The organism is Leclercia sp. Marseille-Q4284 (assembly GCF_916618945.1).
Classification (GTDB): domain Bacteria; phylum Pseudomonadota; class Gammaproteobacteria; order Enterobacterales; family Enterobacteriaceae; genus Enterobacter; species Enterobacter tamurae.
In genome coordinates, this window is sequence record NZ_CAKAKG010000001.1 from 358,049 (window position 1) to 381,036 (window position 22,988).

Here is a 22,988-nt window from a genome sequence, read left to right on the forward strand (position 1 = left end):
CATGACCCTCATCTTCGCACTGATTCAGGCGCTGGTGCTGTTTGCCGCTGCGCCGCTGATGGCGGGCATTACCCGCGTGGCGCGTGCCCGTCTGCACACCCGTCGTGGGCCGGATATCTTCCAGGAGTACCGGGATCTGATCAAACTCCTGGGCCGCCAGAGCGTGGCCCCGGCGGCCTCCGGCTGGGTCTTCCGTCTGATGCCCTTTGTGATGGTGGCGGTGATGTTTGCCATTGCCACCGCGCTGCCGGTGATCACTATTGCTTCACCGATGCCTGCGCTGGGGGATCTGATCACCCTGATCTACCTCTTCGCCATTGCCCGCTTCTTCTTCGCCATCGCCGGGCTCGATACCGGCAGCCCGTTCACCGGGATTGGCGCGAGTCGTGAAGCGATGCTCGGCGTGCTGGTGGAGCCGATCCTGCTCCTCGGTCTGTGGGTTGCCGCCCAGGTGGCAGGCACCACCCACATCAGCGCCGTCACCGCGACCATTTACCACTGGCCGGTGGCGCGCACCGTGACGCTGATTCTGGCAATGTGCGCCTGCGCCTTCGCCACCTTTATTGAGATGGGCAAGCTGCCGTTTGACCTCGCCGAAGCCGAGCAGGAGCTGCAGGAAGGCCCGCTGTCGGAATACAGCGGGGCGGGCTTTGCGCTCCTCAAGTGGGGCATCAGCCTGAAACAGCTGGTGGTGCTGCAGATGTTCGTCGGGGTGTTTATCCCCTGGGGACAGATGACGCAGTTCTCCGCAGGCGGCCTGCTGCTGGCGCTGGTCATTGCGGTGGTCAAGCTGGTGGTGGGCGTGCTGGTGATCGCTTTGTTTGAGAACAGCATGGCGCGTCTGCGCTTTAACGCCACCTCACGGATTACCTGGACCGGTTTCGGTCTGGCATTTTTAGCTTTCGTCTCCTTGCTGGCGGCGTGACTGTAGAGAATAACCATGTCTGAAGAAAAAGTTGGTCAACACTATCTCGCCGCACTGCATCAGGCCTTTCCGGGCGTGGTGCTGGATGAAGCCTGGCAGACCAAAGATCAAATCACCGTGACGGTGAAAATTAACTACCTGCCGGAAGTGGTGGAGTTCCTGTACTACAAGCAGGGCGGCTGGCTGTCGGTGCTGTTTGGTAACGATGAACGCCAGCTCTGCGGCAGCTACGCCGTTTACTACGTGCTGTCGATGGAGCAGGGCACCCGCTGCTGGCTCACCGTGCGCGTGGAAGTGGACGCCGACAAGCCGGAGTTCCCGTCCGTCACCCCGCGCGTACCCGCAGCAGTGTGGGGCGAGCGCGAAGTGCGCGACATGTATGGCCTGGTGCCGGTGGGCCTGCCGGACGAGCGCCGTCTGGTGCTGCCGGATGACTGGCCGGACGAACTCTATCCGCTGCGCAAAGACAGCATGGACTACCGTCAGCGCCCGGCTCCGACCACCGACAAAGAGACCTACGAGTTCATCAACGAACTCGGCGACAAGAAAAACAACGTGGTGCCGATTGGCCCGCTGCACGTCACCTCCGATGAGCCGGGCCACTTCCGCCTGTTCGTCGACGGCGAGAACATCATCGACGCCGACTACCGCCTGTTCTACGTCCATCGCGGCATGGAGAAGCTGGCTGAAACCCGCATGGGCTACAACGAAGTCACCTTCCTGTCGGATCGCGTCTGCGGCATCTGCGGCTTTGCCCACAGCACGGCCTACACCACCTCGGTGGAGAACGCGATGGGGATCGTGGTGCCGGAACGCGCCCAAATGATCCGCGCCATCCTGCTGGAGGTGGAGCGTCTGCACTCGCACCTGCTGAACCTCGGCCTGGCCTGTCACTTCGTCGGCTTCGACTCCGGCTTTATGCAGTTCTTCCGCGTGCGTGAAACCTCGATGAAGATGGCGGAGATCCTCACCGGGGCGCGTAAAACCTACGGCCTGAACCTGATCGGCGGCATCCGTCGCGACCTGCTGAAAGAGGACATGATCGCCACCCGCCTGCTGGCCCAGCAGATGCGCCGCGAGGTGCAGGATCTGGTGGATATCCTGCTGAGCACGCCGAACATCGAGCAGCGCACCGTCGGCGTGGGCCGTCTCGACCCGCAGATCGCCCGCGATTTCAGCAACGTCGGCCCGATGGTTCGCGCCAGCGGCCACGCCCGCGACACCCGCGCCGATCACCCGTTTGTCGGCTACGGCCTGCTGCCGATGGAAGTCCACACCGAGCAGGGCTGCGACGTGATTTCCCGCCTGAAAGTGCGCATCAACGAGGTCTACACCGCCCTGAACATGATCGACTACGGCCTCGACAACCTGCCGGGCGGCGAGCTGATGGTGGAAGGCTTTACTTACATCCCGAACCGCTTTGCGCTGGGCTTCAGCGAAGCGCCGCGCGGGGATGATATCCACTGGAGCATGACCGGCGACAACCAGAAGCTGTGGCGCTGGCGCTGCCGGGCGGCCACCTACGCCAACTGGCCGACGCTGCGCTACATGTTGCGCGGGAACACCGTCTCCGACGCGCCGCTGATTATCGGCAGCCTCGACCCTTGCTACTCCTGCACCGACCGCATGACGGTGGTGGACGTGCGCAAGAAGAAGAGCAAGGTGGTGCCGTACAAAGAGCTGGAACGCTACAGCATTGAACGCAAGAACTCGCCGCTAAAATAACCCGGAGCACCCATGTTTACCTTTATCAAAAAAGTCATCAAAACCGGCACGGTGACGGCGTCCTACCCGCTGGAACCGATTGCGGTCGACAAAAATATGCGCGGCAAGCCGGAGCACGACCCGCAGCAGTGTATCGGCTGCGCGGCGTGCGTGAACGCCTGCCCGTCGAATGCCCTGACAGTGGAGACCGATTTAAAGAACGGGGAGCTGTTCTGGCAGTTCAATCTGGGGCGCTGCATCTTCTGCGGACGCTGCGAGGAGGTCTGCCCGACCACCGCCATCAAGCTCTCCCAGGAGTACGAGCTGGCGGTGTGGAGCAAGGCCGATTTCCTCCAGCAGTCGCGCTTCGACATCTGCCACTGCCGGGTGTGCGAGCGCCCGTACGCGGTGCAGAAAGAGATCGACTACGTCATCGAACTGCTGCGCCACAACGGCGACAAACGCGCGGAACATCACCGGGAGAGTTTTGAGACCTGCCCGGACTGCAAGCGCCTGCAGGGGCTGACCCCTTCGGACAAAATCCATCTGACCCGCGAGATGAAGGACGCGACACAATGAGCGAACTGTTAGGGCCACGTAACGAACAGGGGATCCCGGTGCCGGTGACGGTGGATGAGTCCATCGCCAGCATGAAGGCCTCGCTGCTGAAAAAAATCAAGCGCTCTGCCTACGTCTACCGCGTGGACTGCGGCGGCTGCAACGGCTGCGAGATTGAGATCTTCGCCACCCTGTCGCCGATCTTCGACACCGAGCGCTTTGGCATCAAGGTGGTGCCATCCCCACGCCACGCCGACATTCTGCTGTTTACCGGGGCAGTCACGCGCGCGATGCGATCCCCGGCGCTGCGCGCGTGGGAATCGGCTCCGGATCCAAAAATCTGTATCTCTTATGGCGCATGCGGCAACTCCGGCGGCATCTTCCACGACCTGTACTGCGTCTGGGGCGGCACCGACAAAATCGTCCCGGTGGATGTCTACATCCCCGGCTGCCCGCCGTCGCCAGCTGCCACCCTTTACGGTTTTGCCATGGCGCTGGGGCTGCTGGAGCAGAAGATCCACGCCCGCGAGCCGGGGGCGCTGGACAGCCAGCCCGCGGAACTGCTGCATCCGGAGATGGTTCAGCCCCTGCGGGTACGTATCGACCGCGCCGCGCGCCGCCTGGCGGGCTACCGTTATGGCCGCCAGATTGCAGACGATTTTATGCGCCATCTGCTGGAAGGGGATAAAAGCGTGGCGGACTGGCTGGCCCGGGAGAACGATCCGCGTCTGAACGAGATCGTTGGCAACCTCATCCAGGTGGTCGGGCAGGAGCGTATCTGATGAGCGAAACCGTGGTCTTCAGCCAGCTCAGCCGCAAGTTCATTGATGAAAATGACAACACCCCCGACGACGCCCAGCAGGTGATCTACTACGGGCTGGCCATCGGCCACCATCTGGGGGTCATCGACTGCCTGCAGACGGCGCTGACCTGTCCGTGGGAGGAGTACCTGGCATGGATCGCCACCCTGGAAACGGGGAGCGAGGCGCGGCGCAAAATGGAGGGCGTGCCGCGCTACGGGGAGATTGTGATCGACGCGAATCATATTGTGATGCTGGCCAGCGCCTTTGACGCCGCGATAGCGCGACAGACGGCGCAGCAGCAGACGTGGAGCCGGGCGATGCTCGGCATGCTCCACGCCATTCACCAGGAAAACGCCATCTATCTGATGGTTCGGAGGCAACGTGACTGATGTTTTACTCTGCGTCGGCAACAGCATGATGGGCGACGACGGTGCCGGTCCGCTGCTGGCCGAGATGTGCCGCGAAGCGCCGCGCGGCGACTGGGTGGTGTTCGACGGCGGCAGCGCCCCGGAAAACGACGTGGTCGCGATCCGCGAGCTGCGCCCGGCTCGCCTGCTGATTGTCGATGCGACGGATATGGGGCTCAACCCCGGCGAAATCCGCCGCATCGACCCGGACGACATCGCCGAGATGTTTATGATGACGACGCACAATATGCCGCTCAATTATCTGGTGGATCAGCTGCGGGATGATGTGGGGGATGTGATCTTCCTCGGGGTGCAGCCGGATATTGTGGGGTTTTATTATCCGATGACGCCGAAAGTTAAAGAGGCGGTGGAGACCGTCTATGAAAGCCTGGCGGAGAGGGATGGGCCGCTGGGGTTTGGGGAGTTGTAGCGCGTAATCACGAAGGTACCTCTCTGGAAATGCCCGGTGGCGGCTAGCGCCTTACCGGGCCTACGAAAAATGCGTCATTTGTTAATATCCTGGGTTTAGTAGGCCGTGCAAGGCGTCAGCCGCCGCCCGGCAGAAGCGAGCACAATATTTAAACCAGGTTGCTGGCTGCGTGTACCTCTCTGAAAAGCCCGGTGGCGGCTTACGCCTTACCGGACCTATACCTGTGTTTTTTATTAGTTCTGATTTTCGTAAAGTGATAAACCGAAATTAATTTTAACGGTTATATGAGCACAAGAGTTTAAGGCGTGAGATCGCGCGAAAGAATAGGGAAGATGTTTATGCTTGCCGTTGTGGCCAGCCTGGCGGCAGGTTGTGCGCCGTTACATCCTTCGGGATGCCACAAAACCTCAGCAATAGGGAGTTGCAGTTCTGGGCGCTGGGACGATCAGGATGAATGGGGGGCGCAGGCGCGGGGTATTAAGGCTGCAATAGAAGATAAAATTGCTGAGCCACAACGCTGGAAGGGCAAAAAATGCCGACTGCATATGGAGTTTGCGCAGGATGGTACGGCGTTGAAGGTATCAACCAGTAAGGGCAACAAAGCGTATTGTGAGGCGGTGAAGTTGGCGGCTCAAAAAGCGAAGTTTCCGGCTTTTAGTAATCCAGAGGTGTATCGGGATTTTCAGAAGGCTGGGTTTGATATGCGTGGCTAGGTGGGTGATTATTGTTGGGAGGGCCGATTTGTGCCAATAGCGGACGTTACTAGTAACACTATTTATTATTTAAGGGGGAGCTGGATTACTGTCATTGTTTATGATTTTACAAAATACTTTGATGGGTACAACGGCATGAACCAGAGTTTAACAAGTCCAGCCTGATTATACCTCTAGCCCAAGGGGGATATATCTTTCTCTTGCTTAATATGCTGAATTGTATGTAAAATAGTCGCTTACTCCATTATATGGCTATTGTAAATGGAAAAATTAATTTGCACTTCATGCATCAAAAATGCAGGCTTGAGGTTTTTAGCTGAAAAATTAAGAGACCCAAGTGACAAACGTTTCTTCGAAACCTGTGGCCATACTGGTGGATTCCTTAATGAAGATAACGTAGACCAGCTTATTCAAGAGTTTTTTGTAAATGGTTCAATTCCACCGAGTTCAGGGGGAACTGCATCTGTGTATAACATTAAAGCTACAGGAATAAATGAACTCACTTTCGAGTCAGAACTAGACCATGACATTGGACTGCTGAGTCAATATAAACCTCTACCGCTTTGCCATTATGGTCCTCCGCTTTATAAAATAGGGGCAACAACAAAATATCAAGAACTAGTTATTGACGAAGTTAGTGGGTGTAGACGCAAAGAAATTTGGGAAGAAGTAATAAGGGTATGTAAACGTGTAACACTTGAACCTGACTCAATAATTTATAGAGCGAGAAAAGGAAACTCACTACCTCCAGCACTTGAAAAGGAATTTGATTCTAACCCCAATCCAATAGAGGGGCGATTTAACAAATCTGGAGAAAAAGTTTTTTATGGTGCATTTGATATTGAAACTTGCTTGCATGAGATCCGTGTGGCTCTGACCGATTGGATAGCTCTCGCAACTTTCATCGTGAAAAAAGAACTTCTATTGCTTGATATTACAGACATAACCGAGTCACCACCTACACCTTTCGAAAACATCGGGATCTTTATTCGTAAGATATTGTACAGCGGAGAATCTGAGTATCCATTATGTCAGGAATTTGCAAGTGAAATAAAAAACCGTGGTTATGATGGGTTAATTTCTTCCAGCTTTTTTAAGCAGGTGCATAAGAACGATCTGAAGAACATCATTTTATTCGGCCAGCCAGCCAAGGATGGTAAAATATCAATGACATCCACGAATAAAATTAATGTAAACTTTATTTCTTATGAGTATTCATTTGGGCCAATGGGTGATAATAAAAGATTGGATGTGAAGGCTCTAGAATTACTGACGAAACAGTATAAAGATAAGCTTAAATTAGTGGAGTCTGGAAGGTTAGAATTGGATGAATTCGAAAGATTTATGGATTATTACATGCATAGATTCATGAATATTATGGAGAATTCATAATCCTTAAATAGCTGTTCTATTCAATCCCAATTCCCGAAAATTATGATTTGATGAAACACGAATGTTGGGTAAAGCTATTCGAGGTAAGAAAAATTTCAGACTTCCACTTTTAGCTTGTAGCGAACCTTCAGCTTAATTAGCTTGTCCGCTCCATGCCAGCAATGGAAGTTGGTGTATCAGTAAGTCTATAAAAGTGAATGACCATCTTATGCTAGATGCTTAGACATCAGTTACATAGAATCAATGCGTGCACGAAGCGAGCGTTCTGAAATCTATAGAATGGGGATTCAGCCACTTGATAAATTGATTAAAAGCCTACAAATAGATGGTTAGCACGTTTTTCCGCATCTATATTTGGTAAGTTAGGCAACATTTCTTATTACTATTAAGGATATTATTATTATGTCAGAAAATCAAGAAACAAGAAAACGCCAAACTGCTGCTCAAAAAAAAGAACGTGCTGATTTTGCTGAAAAAGAAGCGAGGGCAAAAGAATGGATATCAAATCAAGCCTCGCGTGCGAATAAACTACGCTCTAAGGAAAAGGAGTTTCATGGTCTAGAACGTGAATTCATGTACTTTCAGAATAAAATGCTGAAAGATTATGAAATATCGCAAGATATTAAACACCCTAGAGACGTTGGTACTGTTAGAGAAGAATTACTGAGAGCTTTTTTTATTGATAATAAACTCTTACCGCTTAGTTATGGCATATCAAAATCTAGCGTCCGGGTTGCATCAACAACTGGACATCTTAGTAATGAAATTGACATTCTTTTTTATGATGCTTTAAATTCATTTACTCTTATGCAACGACAAAATATCTACGAGGTTTTACCTATTGAGTACTGCTATGGTGCCATTCAGGTTAAATCAAAACTCACAAAAAAAGAATTAGGAAGTGCTTTCAAAAATATTGCCTCATTCAAAAAATTAAAGAGAATGGTTGCTAATCAAGGTCCCATTATTCATTCAGGGGAAAAAATACAGAGGGATGGATTCGGGGTTATTTTTGCTTATGATACTGGCATGGATTGGAGTGATATTGTTTCAGAGTTGGAAAAACATGCACGAACTTATGATAAGAATTTACTTCCTAATGCGGTTTTCATTCTTTCGAAAGGTTTTTTCCTATATGGCGACGAGCACTTTGGTAGCGCCTATAATTCTGATATAAATAACTTTGGAGATATTGTTGTATATGGAAATCCAGATTATCAAGGGTGTTGCCTTTATCAGCTTTATGATATTGTTTTTAGTTTGCTTTATAGCACTAAAATATATAGGGCATCCCCCAAACATTACTTTAGATTGCCATTAACCGCTGGCGATCACTCTTACGAATATATCTTAGGGCAATTTGCAGAATATGGTCAGTGTGAAATACATGGCGACTATACAAGAACATATACTCCAGAGAAACTAGATCTTTTGATTAGTTGGTGCCAGACAGCAGAACCGATTAATTGGGTAAAAGCCACAGATTTAGCTTATGGATATGCAGGTGACAACTATGAAAAATATGATAGGCAACCAAGCAATGTAATAATTTACAATCCGGAATGCTTACCTCTTAGTGATATTTTAGTCACCAATAGGAAAGTGATTTTTGAAGGCAAGGAAATGCTTACCACAGTACTTGCATATGATGCGATAAAGAGTGGCGGGATGAATATATTTATTCCTTACTATTATCAAATCAAGGAGGATTTAGTTCAAGGTTGTCCAAAGTGCAAAAAAAATGCACTTAATAAAAATTCAACTGATAAGAACTAATGCCATCATTTATAGGATGGCCCACTGTTTTTATAAGCTTGAATGATGTTTTAAAATAGAGATTTTTACTCAGGGAACGTTTCAGGGCAGCATGCTGAGTGCATAATCATTTTATACAATAAATCATCTTTTTAACCATAGGCATATAATATTAAAATATCACTGATTACGCTCGTTAAAGATAAAGTATGTCCGCTTTTCACTCTTAACAGGCATTCGTTGTTTATCATACGCAACAACCGATATTGTCAGCTTATAAAAATCGAATACCCGAAGCTCGAACCCCATCCTCAAACGCATTCAGGGGCCTGCCACAGCCCCTTATCACACCTGAAATCAGTCAGCCTTCACAAACTTCCAGCCCCATTCAATGCACCGTAATATACGGCTCCTTCACAAACTCATTAACCAGCCAGACCAGGTCATGCAGCAACCCCGCCAGTTCTTTCTCCACACTTGCGGGCAACGTTCCGCCCAGAATTGCCTGCACTAAAGCCAGCGCATAATCCACCTGGGGAGCGGTTTCCTGCCAGCAGTCCGGCATACAGGAGGTGAGTGTTTCCCCCTGGATCAACTGGGCGATAAGGTGCGGCGGGAGTTCGGCATCACAGCGTTCGCGCAACTGGCGCAGCGCGTGCAGCAGACCTTCGCAGAGCGCAGTGCGGGATACTCTGTCGTCAGTTTCGATCAGTACGCTCACCAGCCCGGCGCAGTGATCGGCGACCTCGAAGAGATCCGCTGCAGCAGAAAGGGGCGTAGTCAGGGAAGCGGGAATAACCTGTTCGTCAGATTGCGGGTAAGTCAGGGTTGGGATAGTAGTCATATAGGACATCCTCTCTGTATTAATTAAATTAACCACCCTCAGAGTTCCTACGCTCGAAGGAGGTAGCACTGACGGAGGTAGGAATGCCGCCTACAGAGAAAACGGCCAGTCTCGCGACTGCTCCGCCAGTGCCACCGTGATTTTACGGGATATGCACTATCGCGACATATAAATATCGCTCTGTAGAATACGGGTTCCTACACCCGATTGCGGATGTGCCGCAACGCAGTCACTTTACGAGCATGATTATGGGAATAAAAGACTTAACCATGAATTACATAGGGTAAATTTAAGGTTTGCGAGGAGGCTTCCAGAAAAGCCATGCCGGGGGCGCTTCGCTTGCCCGGCCTACAATGCTAATGTTGTTGCTTCTAATGAAAATGATATTTCCCGCGCCTTCAGTACCTATAGCAAAACGGTAGAACTATCATCGCTATTTATATCGATGACAGCACCTATTCCAATGAAAACTATTAATTTTCTTAACCTTAAATTGTGGATCGCTTTGCGCCTATCTAGGCGATATCTCTCGCATCGGCCCGGACGACTTTGCCTGGATTTCTATGATGACCACCCAAAACATGCCGCTCAACTACTTGGTGAATCAGCTACTGGATGATGTGGGGAGGTGATTTTCCTCGGGGTGCAGCCGGATATTGTGGGGTTTTAGTATCCAATAACCCCAAAGAGGAAGAGTGCAGTCGAGACCGCGTATGAAAGTTTGGAGGACCAGGATGGGGGGAGACCGTTTATGGGACTATAAAGATGTAACTTAGCAGGGTGACGAATTACCGATCTGGTGTGGAAAGCGCTCGCAGATATGCGCGCGCTTTTTTGTTTTCAGGACGGGGCAAAATTATCTCGTGCCGTCTGATTATTCACAATGCCGATAACTGTCTCAGCGCACAGGGCTGTTTGTTAGTTCAGGGAAAGCCAAGGGGGCGGCTATGCTGAGATTAACGTGATAGCTATTGAATCTCAGGCATTTAAGTATGATTGCTGGAAAAATAGCTTTCAAGATGTTCTAGCCACCTTACTGGGCGCGCATCCCCAGCTAAAAATTTCCCTTCCAATATTCATCCATTCTGTTAACAATGGCTCTTTTAACATATGTTTGATTTTTGGAGTTGGCATTTGATTAATTTTTGCGCTGGAATCTTCTAATAGCTTTGAACCAAAGCCTAATATTATATAACATTCTTGCTGGTTTTTTTTAGAAGCTGATTCTTTACAATCGCAATGGAAATTAATCGCGCATTTACGACGTTTCAATCCAGTAGCCCCTTTCACAGCGTTTTCCCAGAAAGGAGTATCACCTGATTTGTCAAATTTCTTGATATTATTTACCGTGAGTCCTTCCTTATGATCAAAGTATAATTTAACAAGGCTGTTACTTTGGCAAATCTCCCTTAAATAATCTAGCCTTGTATGAAAATCATAGTTGTAATGATTAAGGTTTCTATCTAAGATAAGTAATTCAATAATTTCATTTGGTATTAGACATTCGGCTTCGTGAGCATTGATTACGATATATTTTCCATTGAATGGTATTTTTTTATCTTTAAATTTTAGTGATGTTCCGCCTTGTTTTCCACTCGGGTGTTTTTTATCGCTGTCCAACAGGCATAAGCAAAATCTTGTATTTTCAGTAATCTTTGAAAAACTTTTGTATGTATTGTCACCTCCGCCACCAATGTGGTCAAATAATATATTGATCGTTGATAGGTTTATGTTATGTTTATAAAAATCGCCCATTTTCAAATACAAGTCGGCATCGCTTAGATCTTCGCACAAAAGATTAATCTTCTGTATAGATGAACTGTCTTTAAAAAATTCACAACTCACAACAATCTTTTCTATTCCATTATCTTCATTTTTTTTATAATTGGAGCTTAAATTACCTAATTCAACATGGATATAGGCATTAACACCTTTAAGTAATTGATGATATTGGCGTTGTTCATTTTCAGCACGCATCGCTGCATTTCTAATTCTTTCATCAAAATTGTTGTTATTACGTATCTCTTCAAAAAACTTGGCTTCAGCTATAACAATATGCTTACCTTCTTTATAAGCTGTCATAATATTGACCACAGTTGTAAAATAAGGCTCGGTATTAATGTCTTTTTTTTCTTGATTTTCTAATTTGATTATCATTTTATTTTCCAGAGAAAAATCCAACGGGCCAGTTTTCAAAATATCCTTGATCATCGAAGTTAGCTTTATGGACCGAAGTACCCGTCCCATCTTCTTTATCAAAAATTAATATTGAAACATCATTTTTATTAAAATTTAATTCTGCATTTTCGATACAATCACCAAATGCATCAATCATTTGTTGGCTATGCGTCTCAAAAATAATTTTTATATTGGATTTAGTCTGTTTTGATAGCTCAATTATTTTAGCAAAAAGGATTGCTAGTTTTGTTTGATACGCAGGATGTAAATGCAATTCTGGTTGTTCTATGACGAAAATTGCCTCATTATTTTCATGACTGTCTTTTTGTGTCTCAAGCCAGATCGAAAGTATAATGGGTAAAACTTGCGAATAACCAAAACCCATATCACTAATGTTATGTTTAGTACTATCGTTTTCGTTTTGTATCATTATGGCATAATGACCAACTGACTGTTCAATTGTAACGTTAAATCCAAAGTTGCTACGAATCCAACTTTGGAAGTCATCGTTTTCTTTTGCTGAGAAAGAGTTCAAAATCATGGCAAGATTCGAACCTGTATGATCCATTTCATTTACTTGTAAATCTTGAAATCTATAGTATCTTTCTGTACTTGCTCTAATAGGTGCTAAATATTTTATGGATTCAAAACTGGCTCGAAGATTTTCATTTATAGCGTCAGCGATCAAATTATAACTTTTAAGAAACATAAACACTTGCATTTTACTAACGACATCTTCTAACACTGAACTGTCAGAAATTTGATTAATAAAAAATTTCTTATCAGAGAACGAACTTTGTAGAAAATTAATAATTTCAGAACGAGATATTGAGGAAAGTTGCCATAAAACTTTTGAAAGGCTTTCTAAATTGGTATTTCTATGAAAATATGGTTTTAAAGCTTCACTAGCTAAGTTGACTATCTCTCGTTCGAATTTACGCCGTGAAAATATGGAACGACGAGTCGTACGAGTAATGCCGTTCCAATAAATGTCATCATCGGCATGACTTCCAGTTTCATCTGAATTCTTAACATAAACGAGAGTCGGAAGGAATTTAATATTCATGCCTCCCAGTGTTACATTTTTATGATATTTATATTTTTTGTTTTGAAACGAAAAAAGAGCTTGAGAATAATCTTTCTCCATCGTGATTGTTAACTTTGTATGATCAACGGTAATATTTATTTCTTTAGTAATAGTTTTTTTATCGACAGAAGATATTATAAGTTTAACTACTACATCAAGTCCTTCTAAAATGTTATTTATTTCCCAGGCGAAAGGGTCACTGCTAACCTCAGATGGTTTTAATCCAAATGAAAATTCGATGTTATTACTTTGATTGTTTTTCGAAATAGCTTCTTCAAAATCACCAAAATCGACTAAGCGACCATACCATAATATCGGACCTGTGGTATTAGCTTCAAAAGACTGCCTCATAAGAGGAAATGTGCGAAGTAAAGAACTCTTGCCGCTACTGTTACGCCCTACAAAGACTGTTATAGGTGCAAGTTTAAAATGACATTCATTAGTAAAACTTCTAAGATTTTTGACGCCGAGAGTAGTAAGCATTAAATTATCCTTAATAGTTTAGTTTTTGTGGCCTTTTAAGAGTATCTACTTATCATTTTTCCATAAAAATTAAGACTTACGTATAAATTCTTCTAGCCTGTTAAATGGAACATGTGCCGATTGCAACCAAACTCTCTTTGAGTTTCATTTTGTACAAAATTTGTCGACACTATCAACAGGCTTGCATTCTTGCCTACAATCTGGTTCGGTATGTAGTCTGTCATTATTAAAAGTCAAGCTATAAATTATACAAGATTATGTATTTATTGATAGGAGTTAATTATGCCTTCTGGGCGGGCATCAGAGCAACCGGAGTGAATGACATGCTCCTCGTTGATCAACTCACGGTAATACTAGTTATTCTAACGCCAACTTTAGTCCCACGCCCTAAGCGGACTGACGGACTTTCCTTCCGGGTACGCTCACCTGCGGCATTTCCTTTTATCTAAATAAGCCATGATAATGTCCTAAGACAGATGCTGTTGCCTCTCAGCAGCACGCAGTCAGCATCCGACTTGAAAACGTCAATCCTGTCATCGTCACTTATGACGATGACAGCCACATCTCCAAATAAAATCCATTAATTTCAGATATATAATTATTGGCCCAATTTATGCATACCTCCGGCAAGCTAACCATCATTCCCGGAGATTAAGGATGAACCGTTTCATCATTGCCGATGCCAGCAAATGCATCGGCTGTCGTACCTGTGAAGTGGCCTGCGTGGTGTCGCACCACGACACCCAGGACTGCGCCTCGCTGACCCTGCAGAACTTCCTGCCGCGCATTCACGTCATCAAAGGCGTCAACGTCTCTACGGCCACCATGTGCCGCCAGTGTGAAGATGCCCCTTGCGCCAGCGTCTGCCCGAACGGGGCGATCACTCGCGATAACGATTTTGTTCACGTCCACCAGGAGCGCTGCATCGGGTGCAAAACCTGCGTGGTCGCCTGCCCGTATGGCGCGATGGAAGTGGTGCTGCGTCCGGTTGTGCGCAGCATCGGCGCCGGGCTGAACGTGATGTCGGAGAAGGCCGAGGCCAACAAGTGCGACCTCTGCTACCACCAGCCGGACGGCCCGGCGTGCATTCAGGCCTGCCCGACCAATGCCATTGTCTGCATCGACAGGCAGAAGCTGGAACAGCTGAGTCTGGAAAAACGTCGCCGCGCGGCGCTCGACAACATGTCTTCGCTGGCGCTGTAAGCGTCAGCATTACTTTTCACTTTTAGCAGGTCTGTTACTGATGAAAAAAATCACCAGCGTCTGCCCGTACTGTGGTGCGGGCTGTAAGTTAAAACTCGTCGTCGACAACAATAAAATCGTTCGTGCGGAAGGCGCGCAGGGCGTCACCAACCAGAATCAGCTGTGCCTGAAGGGCTATTACGGCTGGGATTTTCTCAACGATACCCGGCTGCTGACGCCGCGCCTCACCCAGCCGATGATCCGCTACCAGAAAGGCGGCAAGTTTGTGCCGGTCTCCTGGGACGAGGCCATTCGCTACACCGCCCAACGCCTGAGTGACATCAAGGCCAATTATGGCCCGTGCGCCATCATGACCACCGGATCGTCCCGCGGCACCGGGAATGAAACCAACTACGTGATGCAGAAGTTTGCCCGCGGGGTGCTTAACACCAACAACGTCGACTGCTGCGCCCGGGTCTGCCACGGCCCGAGCGTGGCCGGATTACAGGAGACGCTGGGCAACGGGGCGATGAGCAACTCCATCAGCGATATCGAAAACTCAAAATGCCTGCTGATCTTCGGCTACAACTGCGCCGACTCGCACCCGATCGTCGCCCGCCGGGTGATCAAAGCCAAACAGAACGGTGCCCGGGTGATCGTTTGCGATCCGCGCAAAATTGAAACCGCGCGCATTGCCGACCGGCATCTGCAGATCAACAACGGCTGCAACATGGCGCTGGTGAACGCCTTCATTTACACCCTGCTGGACGAGAGCCTCTACAACGCCGACTACGTGGCCCGCTACACCGAAGGGCTGGACGCGCTGCGCGCAACGGTCAGCAATTACGCCCCGGAAAACGTCGAGGGCATTACCGGGGTCAGCGCCCGGCAGATCCGCGAGGCGATGCGCATCTATGCCGCCGCGCCGTCCGCCACCGTGATGTGGGGGATGGGCGTCACCCAGTTCGGACAGGCGGTGGACGTGGTGAAAGGGCTCTCCACCCTGGCGCTGCTCACCGGCAACCTCGGGCGGGAACACTGCGGCGTCGGCCCGGTGCGCGGGCAGAATAACGTCCAGGGTGCGTGCGACATGGGGGTGATCCCCAACCAGTTCCCCGGCTATCAGGACGTCACCGACCCGCAGGTGCGGGAGAAATTCGCCCGGGCGTGGGGCGTCGATCCTGCGCTGATGGATGACCAGGTCGGGGTGCGCATCACCGAAGTGCCGCATCTCGCGCTGGAGGGCAAGGTCAAAGCCTATTACATCATGGGAGAAGATCCGCTTCAGACCGAAGCCGACTTAGGGTTGGTGCGCAAAGGGTTTGACGCGCTCGACTTCGTGGTGGTGCAGGACATCTTTATGACCAAAACCGCCGAGGCGGCGGACGTGCTGCTGCCCGCCACCTCATGGGGCGAACATGGCGGGGTCTTCACCTGCGCCGACCGCGGCTTCCAGCGCTTCGAAAAAGCCATTGAACCCAAGGGCAACGTCAAGCGCGACTGGGAGATCATCAGCCTGATCGCCACCGCGATGGGCTATCCGATGGCGTACCGCGATAACCAGCAGATCTGGGACGAAATGCGCGAGCTCTGCCCGCTGTTCTACGGTGTGACGTACGAAAAAATGGGCGACATGGGGCACATCCAGTGGCCGTGTCCGACCCTCGACCATCCGGGCACGCCGTGGCTCTACGAAGGCAACCGCTTCGACACCCCGAGCGGCAAAGGCCAGCTGTTTGCCGCCCCGTGGCGCAAACCGGCGGAGATGCCGGACGCCGACTATCCGCTGGTGCTCTGCACCGTGCGCGAGGTGGGGCACTACTCCTGCCGTTCGATGACCGGTAACTGTGCCGCCTTGCAGACCCTGGCGGATGAGCCGGGCTTTGTGCAGATGCATCCGCAGGATGCGCAGAGGCTCGGCATCCACGATCGCCAGCTGGTGTGGGTCAGCTCCCGTCGTGGGAAGGTGATCAGCCGCGCGGAGGTGAGCGAACGCATCAACCAGGGGGCGGTATACATGACCTATCAGTGGTGGATTGGGGCCTGCAACGAGCTGACCCAGGACAACCTCGATCCGGTCTCGAAAACCCCGGAAACCAAATACTGCGCGGTGAAGATCGACCCTATTGCCGATCAACACTGGGCAGAAAATTATGCCCAGACCACCTACAGCGCGATGAAACAACGCCTGCGAGAGGCGGTAGAGAGTTAACGCATGTGTACAAACGGCACGCTGCTGCGCATTCGCGGCAAAGTCCAGGGCGTGGGGTTTCGTCCCTGGGTCTGGCAACTGGCCCGACAGCTGGGGCTGAAGGGCGACGTCTGCAACGACGGGGCAGGGGTGGTGGTGCGCCTCACCGGCGAGTCGCAGGACTTCATCACCCGGCTGGCCGCCGGAGGCCCGCCGCTGGCGCGGATTGACGACATTAGCGAGCAGCCGTGGCACTGGGCGCCGCTCCCGGTGGATTTCACCATTTTGCCCAGCCAGCAGGGGCAGATGACCACCCAGGTGGTGCCGGATGCCGCCACCTGCCCGGCGTGCCTGGCCGAGATGAACGATCCGCGCGAGCGTCGCTACCGTTATCCCTTTATCAACTGCACCCACTGCGGGCCACGCTTCACCATTATCCGGGCGATGCCTTACGACCGCCCGGCCACCACCATGGCGGAGTTTGCGCTCTGTCCGGTCTGCGCGGCGGAGTACCGCAACCCCGCCGACCGGCGCTTTCACGCCCAGCCGGTGGCCTGCCCGGACTGCGGGCCGCAGCTGAGCTGGGTGTGCGGCGAGGAGCATAAAGAGAAGGAGAGCGCCTTGCAGGCCGCAGTGGCCGTCCTGAAGCAGGGCGGGATTGTGGCGGTGAAAGGTCTCGGCGGCTTCCATCTGGCCTGCGATGCCCGCAATGAGCAGGCGGTGAACCGGCTGCGCGAGCGCAAGCGGCGTCCGGCGAAACCGCTGGCGGTGATGATCCCGCAGCGATTAGCTGTTGCGCTTCCGGCAGAAGCTCAGGCCCTGCTGGGTTCAACCGCAGCACCCATTGTGCTGGTGGATAAACGCGATATCGCCTGCTGCGAAGCTATCGCCCCCGGGCTGAACGAGGTGGGGGTGATGCTGGCGGCCAACCCGCTCCAGCATCTGCTGATGCAGGATCTGGACTGCCCCCTGGTGATGACCTCCGGCAACCTTAACGGCTGCCCGCCTGCGCTGACCAACGACCGGGCCAGGCAGGATCTGGACGGCATCGCCGACGGCTGGCTGCTGCACAACCGCGAGATCGTTCAGCGCATGGACGACTCGGTGCTGCGCGCCAGCGGCGATATGCTGCGCCGCTCCCGGGGCTTTGTCCCGGACGCGCTGCCGCTGCCGCCCGGCTTTAATAATGTGCCGTCGCTGTTGTGTCTTGGTGCGGATCTGAAAAACACCTTCTGCCTGGTGCGCGGCGGGGAGGCGATCCTGAGCCAGCATCTTGGCGATCTGGGTGATGACGACGCGCTGGCCCAGTGGCAGCAGGCCCTGACTGCTCTGCAGGATCTCTGGCAGTTTACCCCCGAGGGCGTGGTGACCGACGCCCATCCCGGCTATCGCTCCACCCAACTCGGGGAGCAGATGTCATATCCACACCTGCGCGTGCTGCATCATCATGCCCACGCCGCGGCCTGTCTGGCGGAGCACGGCTGGCCGCGCGACGGCGGGGATGCCATCGCCCTGGTGCTGGACGGACTAGGCCAGGGGGAGAACGGCGAACTGTGGGGCGGGGAGTGTTTGCGGGTCAGCTACCGCAGCTGTGACCGGCTCGGCGGACTCCCGGCGGTGGCGCTGCCGGGCGGTGACCTCGCGGCGCGTCAGCCGTGGCGCAACCTGCTGGCCCAGTGGCAGGCGTTTGTCCCGCAGTGGCAAGCCTTGCCGGAGGCGAGTCTGCTGGCCGATAAACCCTGGTCGCCGCTGGCCCAGGCTATTGCCCGCGGGATTAATTCCCCGCTGGCCTCGTCTGCCGGACGGCTGTTTGACGCGGTAGCCGCGGCAACCGGCTGCGCCCCGGCGCAACTCAGCTACGAAGGGGAGGCCGCCTGTCGGCTGGAGGCGCTGGCGCAGCGCAGCGGGCCGGTCAGCCACCCGATCACGCTGCCGGTACGCGACGGCGAGCTGGATATGGCCACCTTCTGGCAGCAGTGGCTCGGCTGGCAGGCCGCTGCCGGGGAACGCGCCTGGGCATTTCACGACGCGCTGGCTAACGGGCTGGCGACGCTGGCGGCAGAGCATGCCCGCCGCTGTAACCTCGACACCATCGTCTGCAGCGGTGGCGTGATGCATAACCGGCTCCTGCGGGAACGCCTGCAGTTCTGGCTGAGAGATTTTACCGTGCTGGTTCCCGGGCGCCTGCCCGCCGGAGACGGCGCGATTGCATTTGGACAGGCAGTGATCGCTGCCGCGTCTCTTTCTTAAATTGGGATATCACGATGTTTATCAAATACTTCAATAATCAACCCAAAGCTATGGCGCTGATGCTGGCCTTGATCGTCACCAATATTGTCGCCTGGGGAACCGCGTTTTACCTGTTTCACACCACCCCGTCGCTGATGGCGGCCAGCCTGCTGGCCTGGTGCTACGGCCTGCGTCACGCGGTGGATGCGGATCACATCGCCGCCATTGATAACGTCACCCGCAAAATGATGCAGCAGGGCAAGCGCCCGTGCGGGGTAGGGGCCTGGTTCTCGCTGGGCCACTCCACCATCGTGGTGCTGGCCTCGATTGCCATCGCCGCCACCGCCACCGCCTTCAGCCGCAACATGGAGTGGTTCCATGAGACCGGGGGCATGATCGGCACGGCGGTGTCGGCCTTTTTCCTGCTGGCGATGGCGCTGGTCAACCTGGTTATTCTGCGCGACGTCTGGGGCAGCTTTAATAAAATGAAGCGCGGCGAGAAGGTGCCGGAAGTGGTCTCCTTTGCCCACGGCGGAGTGATGAACTGGCTGTTCCGCTCGGCGTTTCGCCTGGTGACCCGCAGCTGGCATATGTATCTGGTCGGCTTTCTGTTTGGTCTCGGCTTTGATACCGCCACCGAGATCGGGGTGCTGGGGATCTCGGCGGCCGGGGCCTCCAGCGGCATGTCGGTGTGGGCGATCATGGTCTTCCCGCTGCTGTTCACCAGCGGCATGGCGCTGATCGACACCCTCGACAACCTGATTATGGTGGGCGCCTACGGCTGGGCCTTCAACAAGCCGCAGCGCAAACTCTACTACAACATGACCATCACCGGCACCTCAGTGGTGGTAGCCCTGTTTATCGGCGGACTGGAAGCGCTGGGCCTGCTGGCGGATAAGTTTGGCCTGACCGGCGGGCTGTGGAACGGCGTGGCCGCGCTGAATGACAACCTCGGTAACGCCGGGTTTATCGTGGTCGGGCTGTTTATCCTCTGCTGGATCGCCTCGCTGATTAACTACCGCTTCAAAGGCTACGACGCGCTGGTCGTCCGCTAACGTCATCGCTGCCCGTTCGTCATGACATTTATGACGAACGGGTTGCTCTTCGCAAAATCCCTCCAGTATTTGTCTAATATTTCAGTTACTTAACTTAAAAATGCATGCTGGCACACTTCATGCATACCGCTGAGGACATATTACTAACGGAGTAACTACCGATGAAGAAAGTCGTCACGGTTTGCCCCTATTGCGCATCGGGTTGCAAAATCAACCTGGTGGTCGATAACGGCAAAGTCGTCAAGGCTGAAGCGGCACAGGGTAAGACCAATCAGGGCGATCTCTGCCTGAAAGGCTATTACGGCTGGGATTTTATCAACGATACGCAGATCCTCACCCCGCGCCTGAAATCACCGATGATCCGTCGCGAGCGCGGCGGCAAGCTGGAGGCCGTCTCCTGGGACGAGGCGCTGGATTACGTTGCCACTAAACTCAGCGCCATCAAAGCGGCACACGGCCCGGATGCGATCATGACCACCGGGTCATCCCGCGGCACCGGGAATGAAACCAACTACATCATGCAAAAATTTGCCCGCGCGGCAGTCGGCACCAATAACGTCGACTGCTGCGCGCGCGTCTGACACGGCCCATCGGTTGCAGGTCTGCACCAGTCGGTCGGTAACGGCGCAATGAGTAACTCCATTGTTGGCATTGAGAATGCCGATATGGTCTTTATTTTCGGCTATAACCCGGCGGATTCGCACCCTATCGTGGCGAACCGGGTGATCAAAGCCAAACGCAAAGGGGCGAAGATTATCGTCTGCGATCCGCGCAAAATTGAAACCGCGCGCATTGCCGATATGCACATCGCTCTGAAAAACGGCTCCAACATCGCGCTGCTTAATGCGATGGGGCACGTGATTATCGAAGAGCAGCTGTACGACCGCGCATTTGTGGCGGCCCGTACCGAAGGCTTCGAGGAGTATCGCAAAATTGTCGAAGGCTACACGCCGGAGTCCGTTGAAGCGATAACCGGGGTGAGCGCCCAGGAGATCCGTCAGGCGGCACGGATGTACGCCGCAGCGGAAAACGCCGCCATTCTCTGGGGCATGGGCGTGACCCAGTTCTACCAGGGCGTGGAAACCGTGCGTTCCCTGACCAGCCTGGCGCTGCTGACCGGCAATCTCGGCAAGCCGTACGCGGGGGTTAACCCGGTGCGCGGTCAGAATAACGTTCAGGGCGCGTGCGATATGGGTGCGCTGCCGGATACCTATCCGGGCTATCAGTACATCAACAACCCGGAGAACCGGGCGAAGTTCGCTAAAGCCTGGGGCGTGGACGCTCTGCCTGCCCATACCGGGTATCGCATCAGCGAGCTGCCGCACCGGGTTGCGCATGGCGAAGTGCGTGCTGCGTACATCATGGGGGAAGATCCGCTCCAGACCGACGCCGAGCTGTCTGCGGTGCGTAAGGCCTTTGAAGAGCTGGAACTGGTCATTGTCCAGGATATCTTTATGACCAAGACCGCGGCCGCCGCCGATGTGATCCTGCCGTCCACCTCCTGGGGTGAGCACGAAGGGGTCTACACCGCCGCCGACCGGGGTTTCCAGCGCTTCTTCAAAGCGGTCGAGCCGAAGTGGGACCTCAAAACCGACTGGCAGATCATCAGCGAGATCGCCACCCGGATGGGCTATCCGATGCACTATGACAACACCCAGCAGATCTGGGATGAACTGCGTCATCTGTGCCCGGATTTCTTCGGTGCCACCTACGAGAAGATGGGCGAGCTGGGCTATATCCAGTGGCCGTGCCGGGACGAGTCAGAGGCCGATCAGGGAACGGATTACCTGTTCGAAAAAGAGTTCTCCACCCCGAACGGGCTGGGGCAGCTCTATACCTGCGACTGGGTTGCGCCGATCGACAAGCTCACCGACGAGTACCCGCTGGTGCTGTCGACGGTGCGTGAAGTCGGCCACTACTCGTGCCGCTCGATGACCGGTAATTGTGCGGCGCTGGCCGCGCTGGCGGATGAACCGGGCTATGCGCAGATCAATACCGCCGATGCGAAGCGCCTCGGGATTGAAGACGAAGCCCTGGTCTGGGTCACGTCGCGCAAAGGTAAAGTCATTACCCGCGCCCAGGTGAGCGATCGCCCGAACATGGGGGCGGTGTACATGACCTACCAGTGGTGGATTGGCGCCTGTAACGAGCTGGTGACCGAGAACCTGAGCCCGATTACCAAAACGCCGGAGTATAAGTACTGCGCCGTGCGCGTGGAGCCGATTGCTGACCAGCAGAGGGCGGAACAGTATGTGATTGATGAATATCACAAGCTGAAAAAGCACCTGAAGGAACTGGCAAAAGGGTAAGCGCAGCGCCACCCGGCATAAAGGCGAGCGTTATCATACACAGCAGCCCTCAGGGGCTGCTTTTTTAATTGGCACATTAAATTAAAAACCAGAGCCATCTCATTCTTTAATCGGGAATATATTCCTTCGGTCGGAAAAGCTGAAAAATATAACTGGCAGGAGAGGGCAGCCATTCAGCCATCCGGGTGTTTATATGGGTAAAATAAATAATATAAACATTGCGCAGTTAATTTATCTATGTCTTAATAGCGCCATCGGTTTGGAAAACAGACCTTACGAAAGCAGTTTTAGTAAAGCAGTCCTCAGTTCAAGTGTTATCCAAAGATACCCTTCTTCATGAGTCTCCTCCTAAGTGCCAGGTAAGTAACTCTCGCAATACAGGCCATCATCGCCGCGGTTAAGTGGCTCATCATTAAGGAATTATCTATGTCTAATAAAATGACTGGTTTAGTAAAATGGTTTAACGCAGATAAAGGTTTCGGCTTTATCACCCCTGATGACGGCAGCAAAGATGTCTTCGTACACTTCTCTGCTATCCAGAGCGACAGCTTCAAAACGCTGGAAGAAGGCCAGAAAGTCTCTTTCACCATTGAAAATGGCGCGAAAGGTCCTGCTGCCGGAAACGTCACAGTCCTGTAATCTGCGTTAATTATCAGTGGTAATTACGATAGCGATGAAGGTAATAGCCTGAGCAGTTAATCTCCGCTGATAATAAAATAAACCCGCCTTGTGCGGGTTTTTTA

At 52.4% G+C, this 22,988-nt stretch carries 18 protein-coding genes and 1 pseudogene; 16 read left to right on the top strand and 3 right to left on the bottom strand.

Annotation, left to right across the window (positions count from 1 at the left end):
• Window position 1: 1 nt before the first annotated feature.
• The 9 genes from LG383_RS01725 (at window position 2) to LG383_RS01765 (ending at window position 8,708) form a co-directional block, all read left to right on the top strand.
• Entirely contained in the window at window positions 2-925 is a 924-nt protein-coding gene (locus LG383_RS01725) for a respiratory chain complex I subunit 1 family protein (RefSeq protein ID WP_225758192.1), read from the top strand.
• A gap of 15 nt (window positions 926-940) precedes the next feature.
• Window positions 941-2,650 (top strand): formate hydrogenlyase subunit HycE, encoded by a 1,710-nt coding sequence (gene hycE, locus LG383_RS01730; RefSeq protein WP_225758193.1) that lies wholly within the window; start codon window positions 941-943, stop codon window positions 2,648-2,650.
• Window positions 2,651-2,662: 12 nt separating this feature from the next.
• Window positions 2,663-3,208, top strand: coding sequence for a formate hydrogenlyase complex iron-sulfur subunit (locus tag LG383_RS01735; RefSeq protein WP_225758194.1), 546 nt, complete (start codon window positions 2,663-2,665; stop codon window positions 3,206-3,208).
• On the top strand, window positions 3,205-3,969 hold the full coding sequence (gene nuoB, locus LG383_RS01740) for an NADH-quinone oxidoreductase subunit B family protein (RefSeq protein WP_225758195.1): 765 nt from the start codon (window positions 3,205-3,207) through the stop codon (window positions 3,967-3,969). Before LG383_RS01735 ends, nuoB begins: the two co-directional genes overlap by 4 nt.
• Window positions 3,969-4,379, top strand: a complete 411-nt coding sequence (locus tag LG383_RS01745; RefSeq protein WP_225758196.1) for a formate hydrogenlyase maturation HycH family protein — start codon at window positions 3,969-3,971, stop codon at window positions 4,377-4,379. Before nuoB ends, LG383_RS01745 begins: the two co-directional genes overlap by 1 nt.
• Window positions 4,372-4,827, top strand: a complete 456-nt coding sequence (gene hycI, locus LG383_RS01750) for a hydrogenase maturation peptidase HycI (protein ID WP_225758197.1) — start codon at window positions 4,372-4,374, stop codon at window positions 4,825-4,827. The genes LG383_RS01745 and hycI (LG383_RS01750) overlap by 8 nt, the downstream gene beginning before the upstream one ends.
• A 332-nt stretch (window positions 4,828-5,159) precedes the next feature.
• On the top strand, window positions 5,160-5,540 hold the full coding sequence (locus LG383_RS01755; RefSeq protein ID WP_370635112.1) for a cell envelope integrity TolA C-terminal domain-containing protein: 381 nt from the start codon (window positions 5,160-5,162) through the stop codon (window positions 5,538-5,540).
• Window positions 5,541-5,801: 261 nt separating this feature from the next.
• Window positions 5,802-6,932 (top strand): RES family NAD+ phosphorylase, encoded by a 1,131-nt coding sequence (locus tag LG383_RS01760; RefSeq protein WP_225758198.1) that lies wholly within the window; start codon window positions 5,802-5,804, stop codon window positions 6,930-6,932.
• A gap of 402 nt (window positions 6,933-7,334) precedes the next feature.
• Complete coding sequence (locus LG383_RS01765; protein ID WP_225758199.1) at window positions 7,335-8,708, top strand: DUF6602 domain-containing protein; 1,374 nt, start codon at window positions 7,335-7,337, stop codon at window positions 8,706-8,708.
• 367 nt (window positions 8,709-9,075) lie between these two features.
• On the opposite strand, the gene LG383_RS01770 is transcribed toward LG383_RS01765, so the two are convergent.
• Complete coding sequence (locus tag LG383_RS01770; protein WP_225758200.1) at window positions 9,076-9,531, bottom strand: hypothetical protein; 456 nt, start codon at window positions 9,529-9,531, stop codon at window positions 9,076-9,078.
• Window positions 9,532-10,049: 518 nt separating this feature from the next.
• Between LG383_RS01770 and hycI (LG383_RS22965) the strand changes: the two are divergent.
• Window positions 10,050-10,294: pseudogene (hycI, locus tag LG383_RS22965) on the top strand (hydrogenase maturation peptidase HycI); the annotation flags it as partial.
• A 251-nt stretch (window positions 10,295-10,545) separates the two neighbouring features.
• Here hycI (LG383_RS22965) and LG383_RS01780 read toward each other — a convergent pair.
• Entirely contained in the window at window positions 10,546-11,688 is a 1,143-nt protein-coding gene (locus LG383_RS01780) for a hypothetical protein (protein ID WP_225758201.1), read from the bottom strand.
• 1 nt (window position 11,689) lies between these two features.
• The gene (locus LG383_RS01785) at window positions 11,690-13,279 is read right to left on the bottom strand and encodes an AAA family ATPase (RefSeq protein WP_225758202.1); all 1,590 of its coding nucleotides are present in this window, start codon (window positions 13,277-13,279) and stop codon (window positions 11,690-11,692) included.
• A 657-nt stretch (window positions 13,280-13,936) separates the two neighbouring features.
• Here LG383_RS01785 and hydN point away from each other — a divergent pair.
• The 6 genes from hydN to cspA all read left to right on the top strand — a co-directional run bounded on the left by hydN (window position 13,937) and on the right by cspA (window position 22,884).
• Complete coding sequence (gene hydN / locus LG383_RS01790; RefSeq protein WP_225758203.1) at window positions 13,937-14,482, top strand: electron transport protein HydN; 546 nt, start codon at window positions 13,937-13,939, stop codon at window positions 14,480-14,482.
• A gap of 40 nt (window positions 14,483-14,522) precedes the next feature.
• Window positions 14,523-16,673, top strand: a complete 2,151-nt coding sequence (gene fdhF, locus LG383_RS01795) for a formate dehydrogenase subunit alpha (RefSeq protein ID WP_225758204.1) — start codon at window positions 14,523-14,525, stop codon at window positions 16,671-16,673.
• A 3-nt stretch (window positions 16,674-16,676) separates the two neighbouring features.
• A complete protein-coding gene (gene hypF, locus LG383_RS01800; protein WP_225758205.1) occupies window positions 16,677-18,902 on the top strand; it encodes a carbamoyltransferase HypF in 2,226 nt (741 codons plus the stop codon).
• Between the two features lie 14 nt (window positions 18,903-18,916).
• Entirely contained in the window at window positions 18,917-19,936 is a 1,020-nt protein-coding gene (locus LG383_RS01805) for a HoxN/HupN/NixA family nickel/cobalt transporter (RefSeq protein WP_225758206.1), read from the top strand.
• Window positions 19,937-20,097: 161 nt separating this feature from the next.
• Window positions 20,098-22,245, top strand: a complete 2,148-nt coding sequence (gene fdhF / locus LG383_RS01810; protein WP_225758207.1) for a formate dehydrogenase subunit alpha — start codon at window positions 20,098-20,100, stop codon at window positions 22,243-22,245.
• A gap of 426 nt (window positions 22,246-22,671) precedes the next feature.
• Window positions 22,672-22,884: an RNA chaperone/antiterminator CspA gene (gene cspA, locus LG383_RS01815; protein WP_106994905.1), complete on the top strand. Its 213-nt coding sequence runs from the start codon at window positions 22,672-22,674 to the stop codon at window positions 22,882-22,884.
• Window positions 22,885-22,988: the final 104 nt, after the last annotated feature.

Coding starts and splice junctions, on each gene's coding strand:
- LG383_RS01725 (WP_225758192.1), top strand. CDS start 2: ATGACCCTCATCTTCGCACTGATTCAGGCGCTGGTGCTGTTTGCCGCT.
- hycE (WP_225758193.1), top strand. CDS start 941: ATGTCTGAAGAAAAAGTTGGTCAACACTATCTCGCCGCACTGCATCAG.
- LG383_RS01735 (WP_225758194.1), top strand. CDS start 2,663: ATGTTTACCTTTATCAAAAAAGTCATCAAAACCGGCACGGTGACGGCG.
- nuoB (WP_225758195.1), top strand. CDS start 3,205: ATGAGCGAACTGTTAGGGCCACGTAACGAACAGGGGATCCCGGTGCCG.
- LG383_RS01745 (WP_225758196.1), top strand. CDS start 3,969: ATGAGCGAAACCGTGGTCTTCAGCCAGCTCAGCCGCAAGTTCATTGAT.
- LG383_RS01755 (WP_370635112.1), top strand. CDS start 5,160: ATGTTTATGCTTGCCGTTGTGGCCAGCCTGGCGGCAGGTTGTGCGCCG.
- LG383_RS01760 (WP_225758198.1), top strand. CDS start 5,802: ATGGAAAAATTAATTTGCACTTCATGCATCAAAAATGCAGGCTTGAGG.
- LG383_RS01765 (WP_225758199.1), top strand. CDS start 7,335: ATGTCAGAAAATCAAGAAACAAGAAAACGCCAAACTGCTGCTCAAAAA.
- LG383_RS01770 (WP_225758200.1), bottom strand. CDS start 9,531: ATGACTACTATCCCAACCCTGACTTACCCGCAATCTGACGAACAGGTT.
- LG383_RS01780 (WP_225758201.1), bottom strand. CDS start 11,688: ATGATAATCAAATTAGAAAATCAAGAAAAAAAAGACATTAATACCGAG.
- LG383_RS01785 (WP_225758202.1), bottom strand. CDS start 13,279: ATGCTTACTACTCTCGGCGTCAAAAATCTTAGAAGTTTTACTAATGAA.
- hydN (WP_225758203.1), top strand. CDS start 13,937: ATGAACCGTTTCATCATTGCCGATGCCAGCAAATGCATCGGCTGTCGT.
- fdhF (WP_225758204.1), top strand. CDS start 14,523: ATGAAAAAAATCACCAGCGTCTGCCCGTACTGTGGTGCGGGCTGTAAG.
- hypF (WP_225758205.1), top strand. CDS start 16,677: ATGTGTACAAACGGCACGCTGCTGCGCATTCGCGGCAAAGTCCAGGGC.
- LG383_RS01805 (WP_225758206.1), top strand. CDS start 18,917: ATGTTTATCAAATACTTCAATAATCAACCCAAAGCTATGGCGCTGATG.
- cspA (WP_106994905.1), top strand. CDS start 22,672: ATGTCTAATAAAATGACTGGTTTAGTAAAATGGTTTAACGCAGATAAA.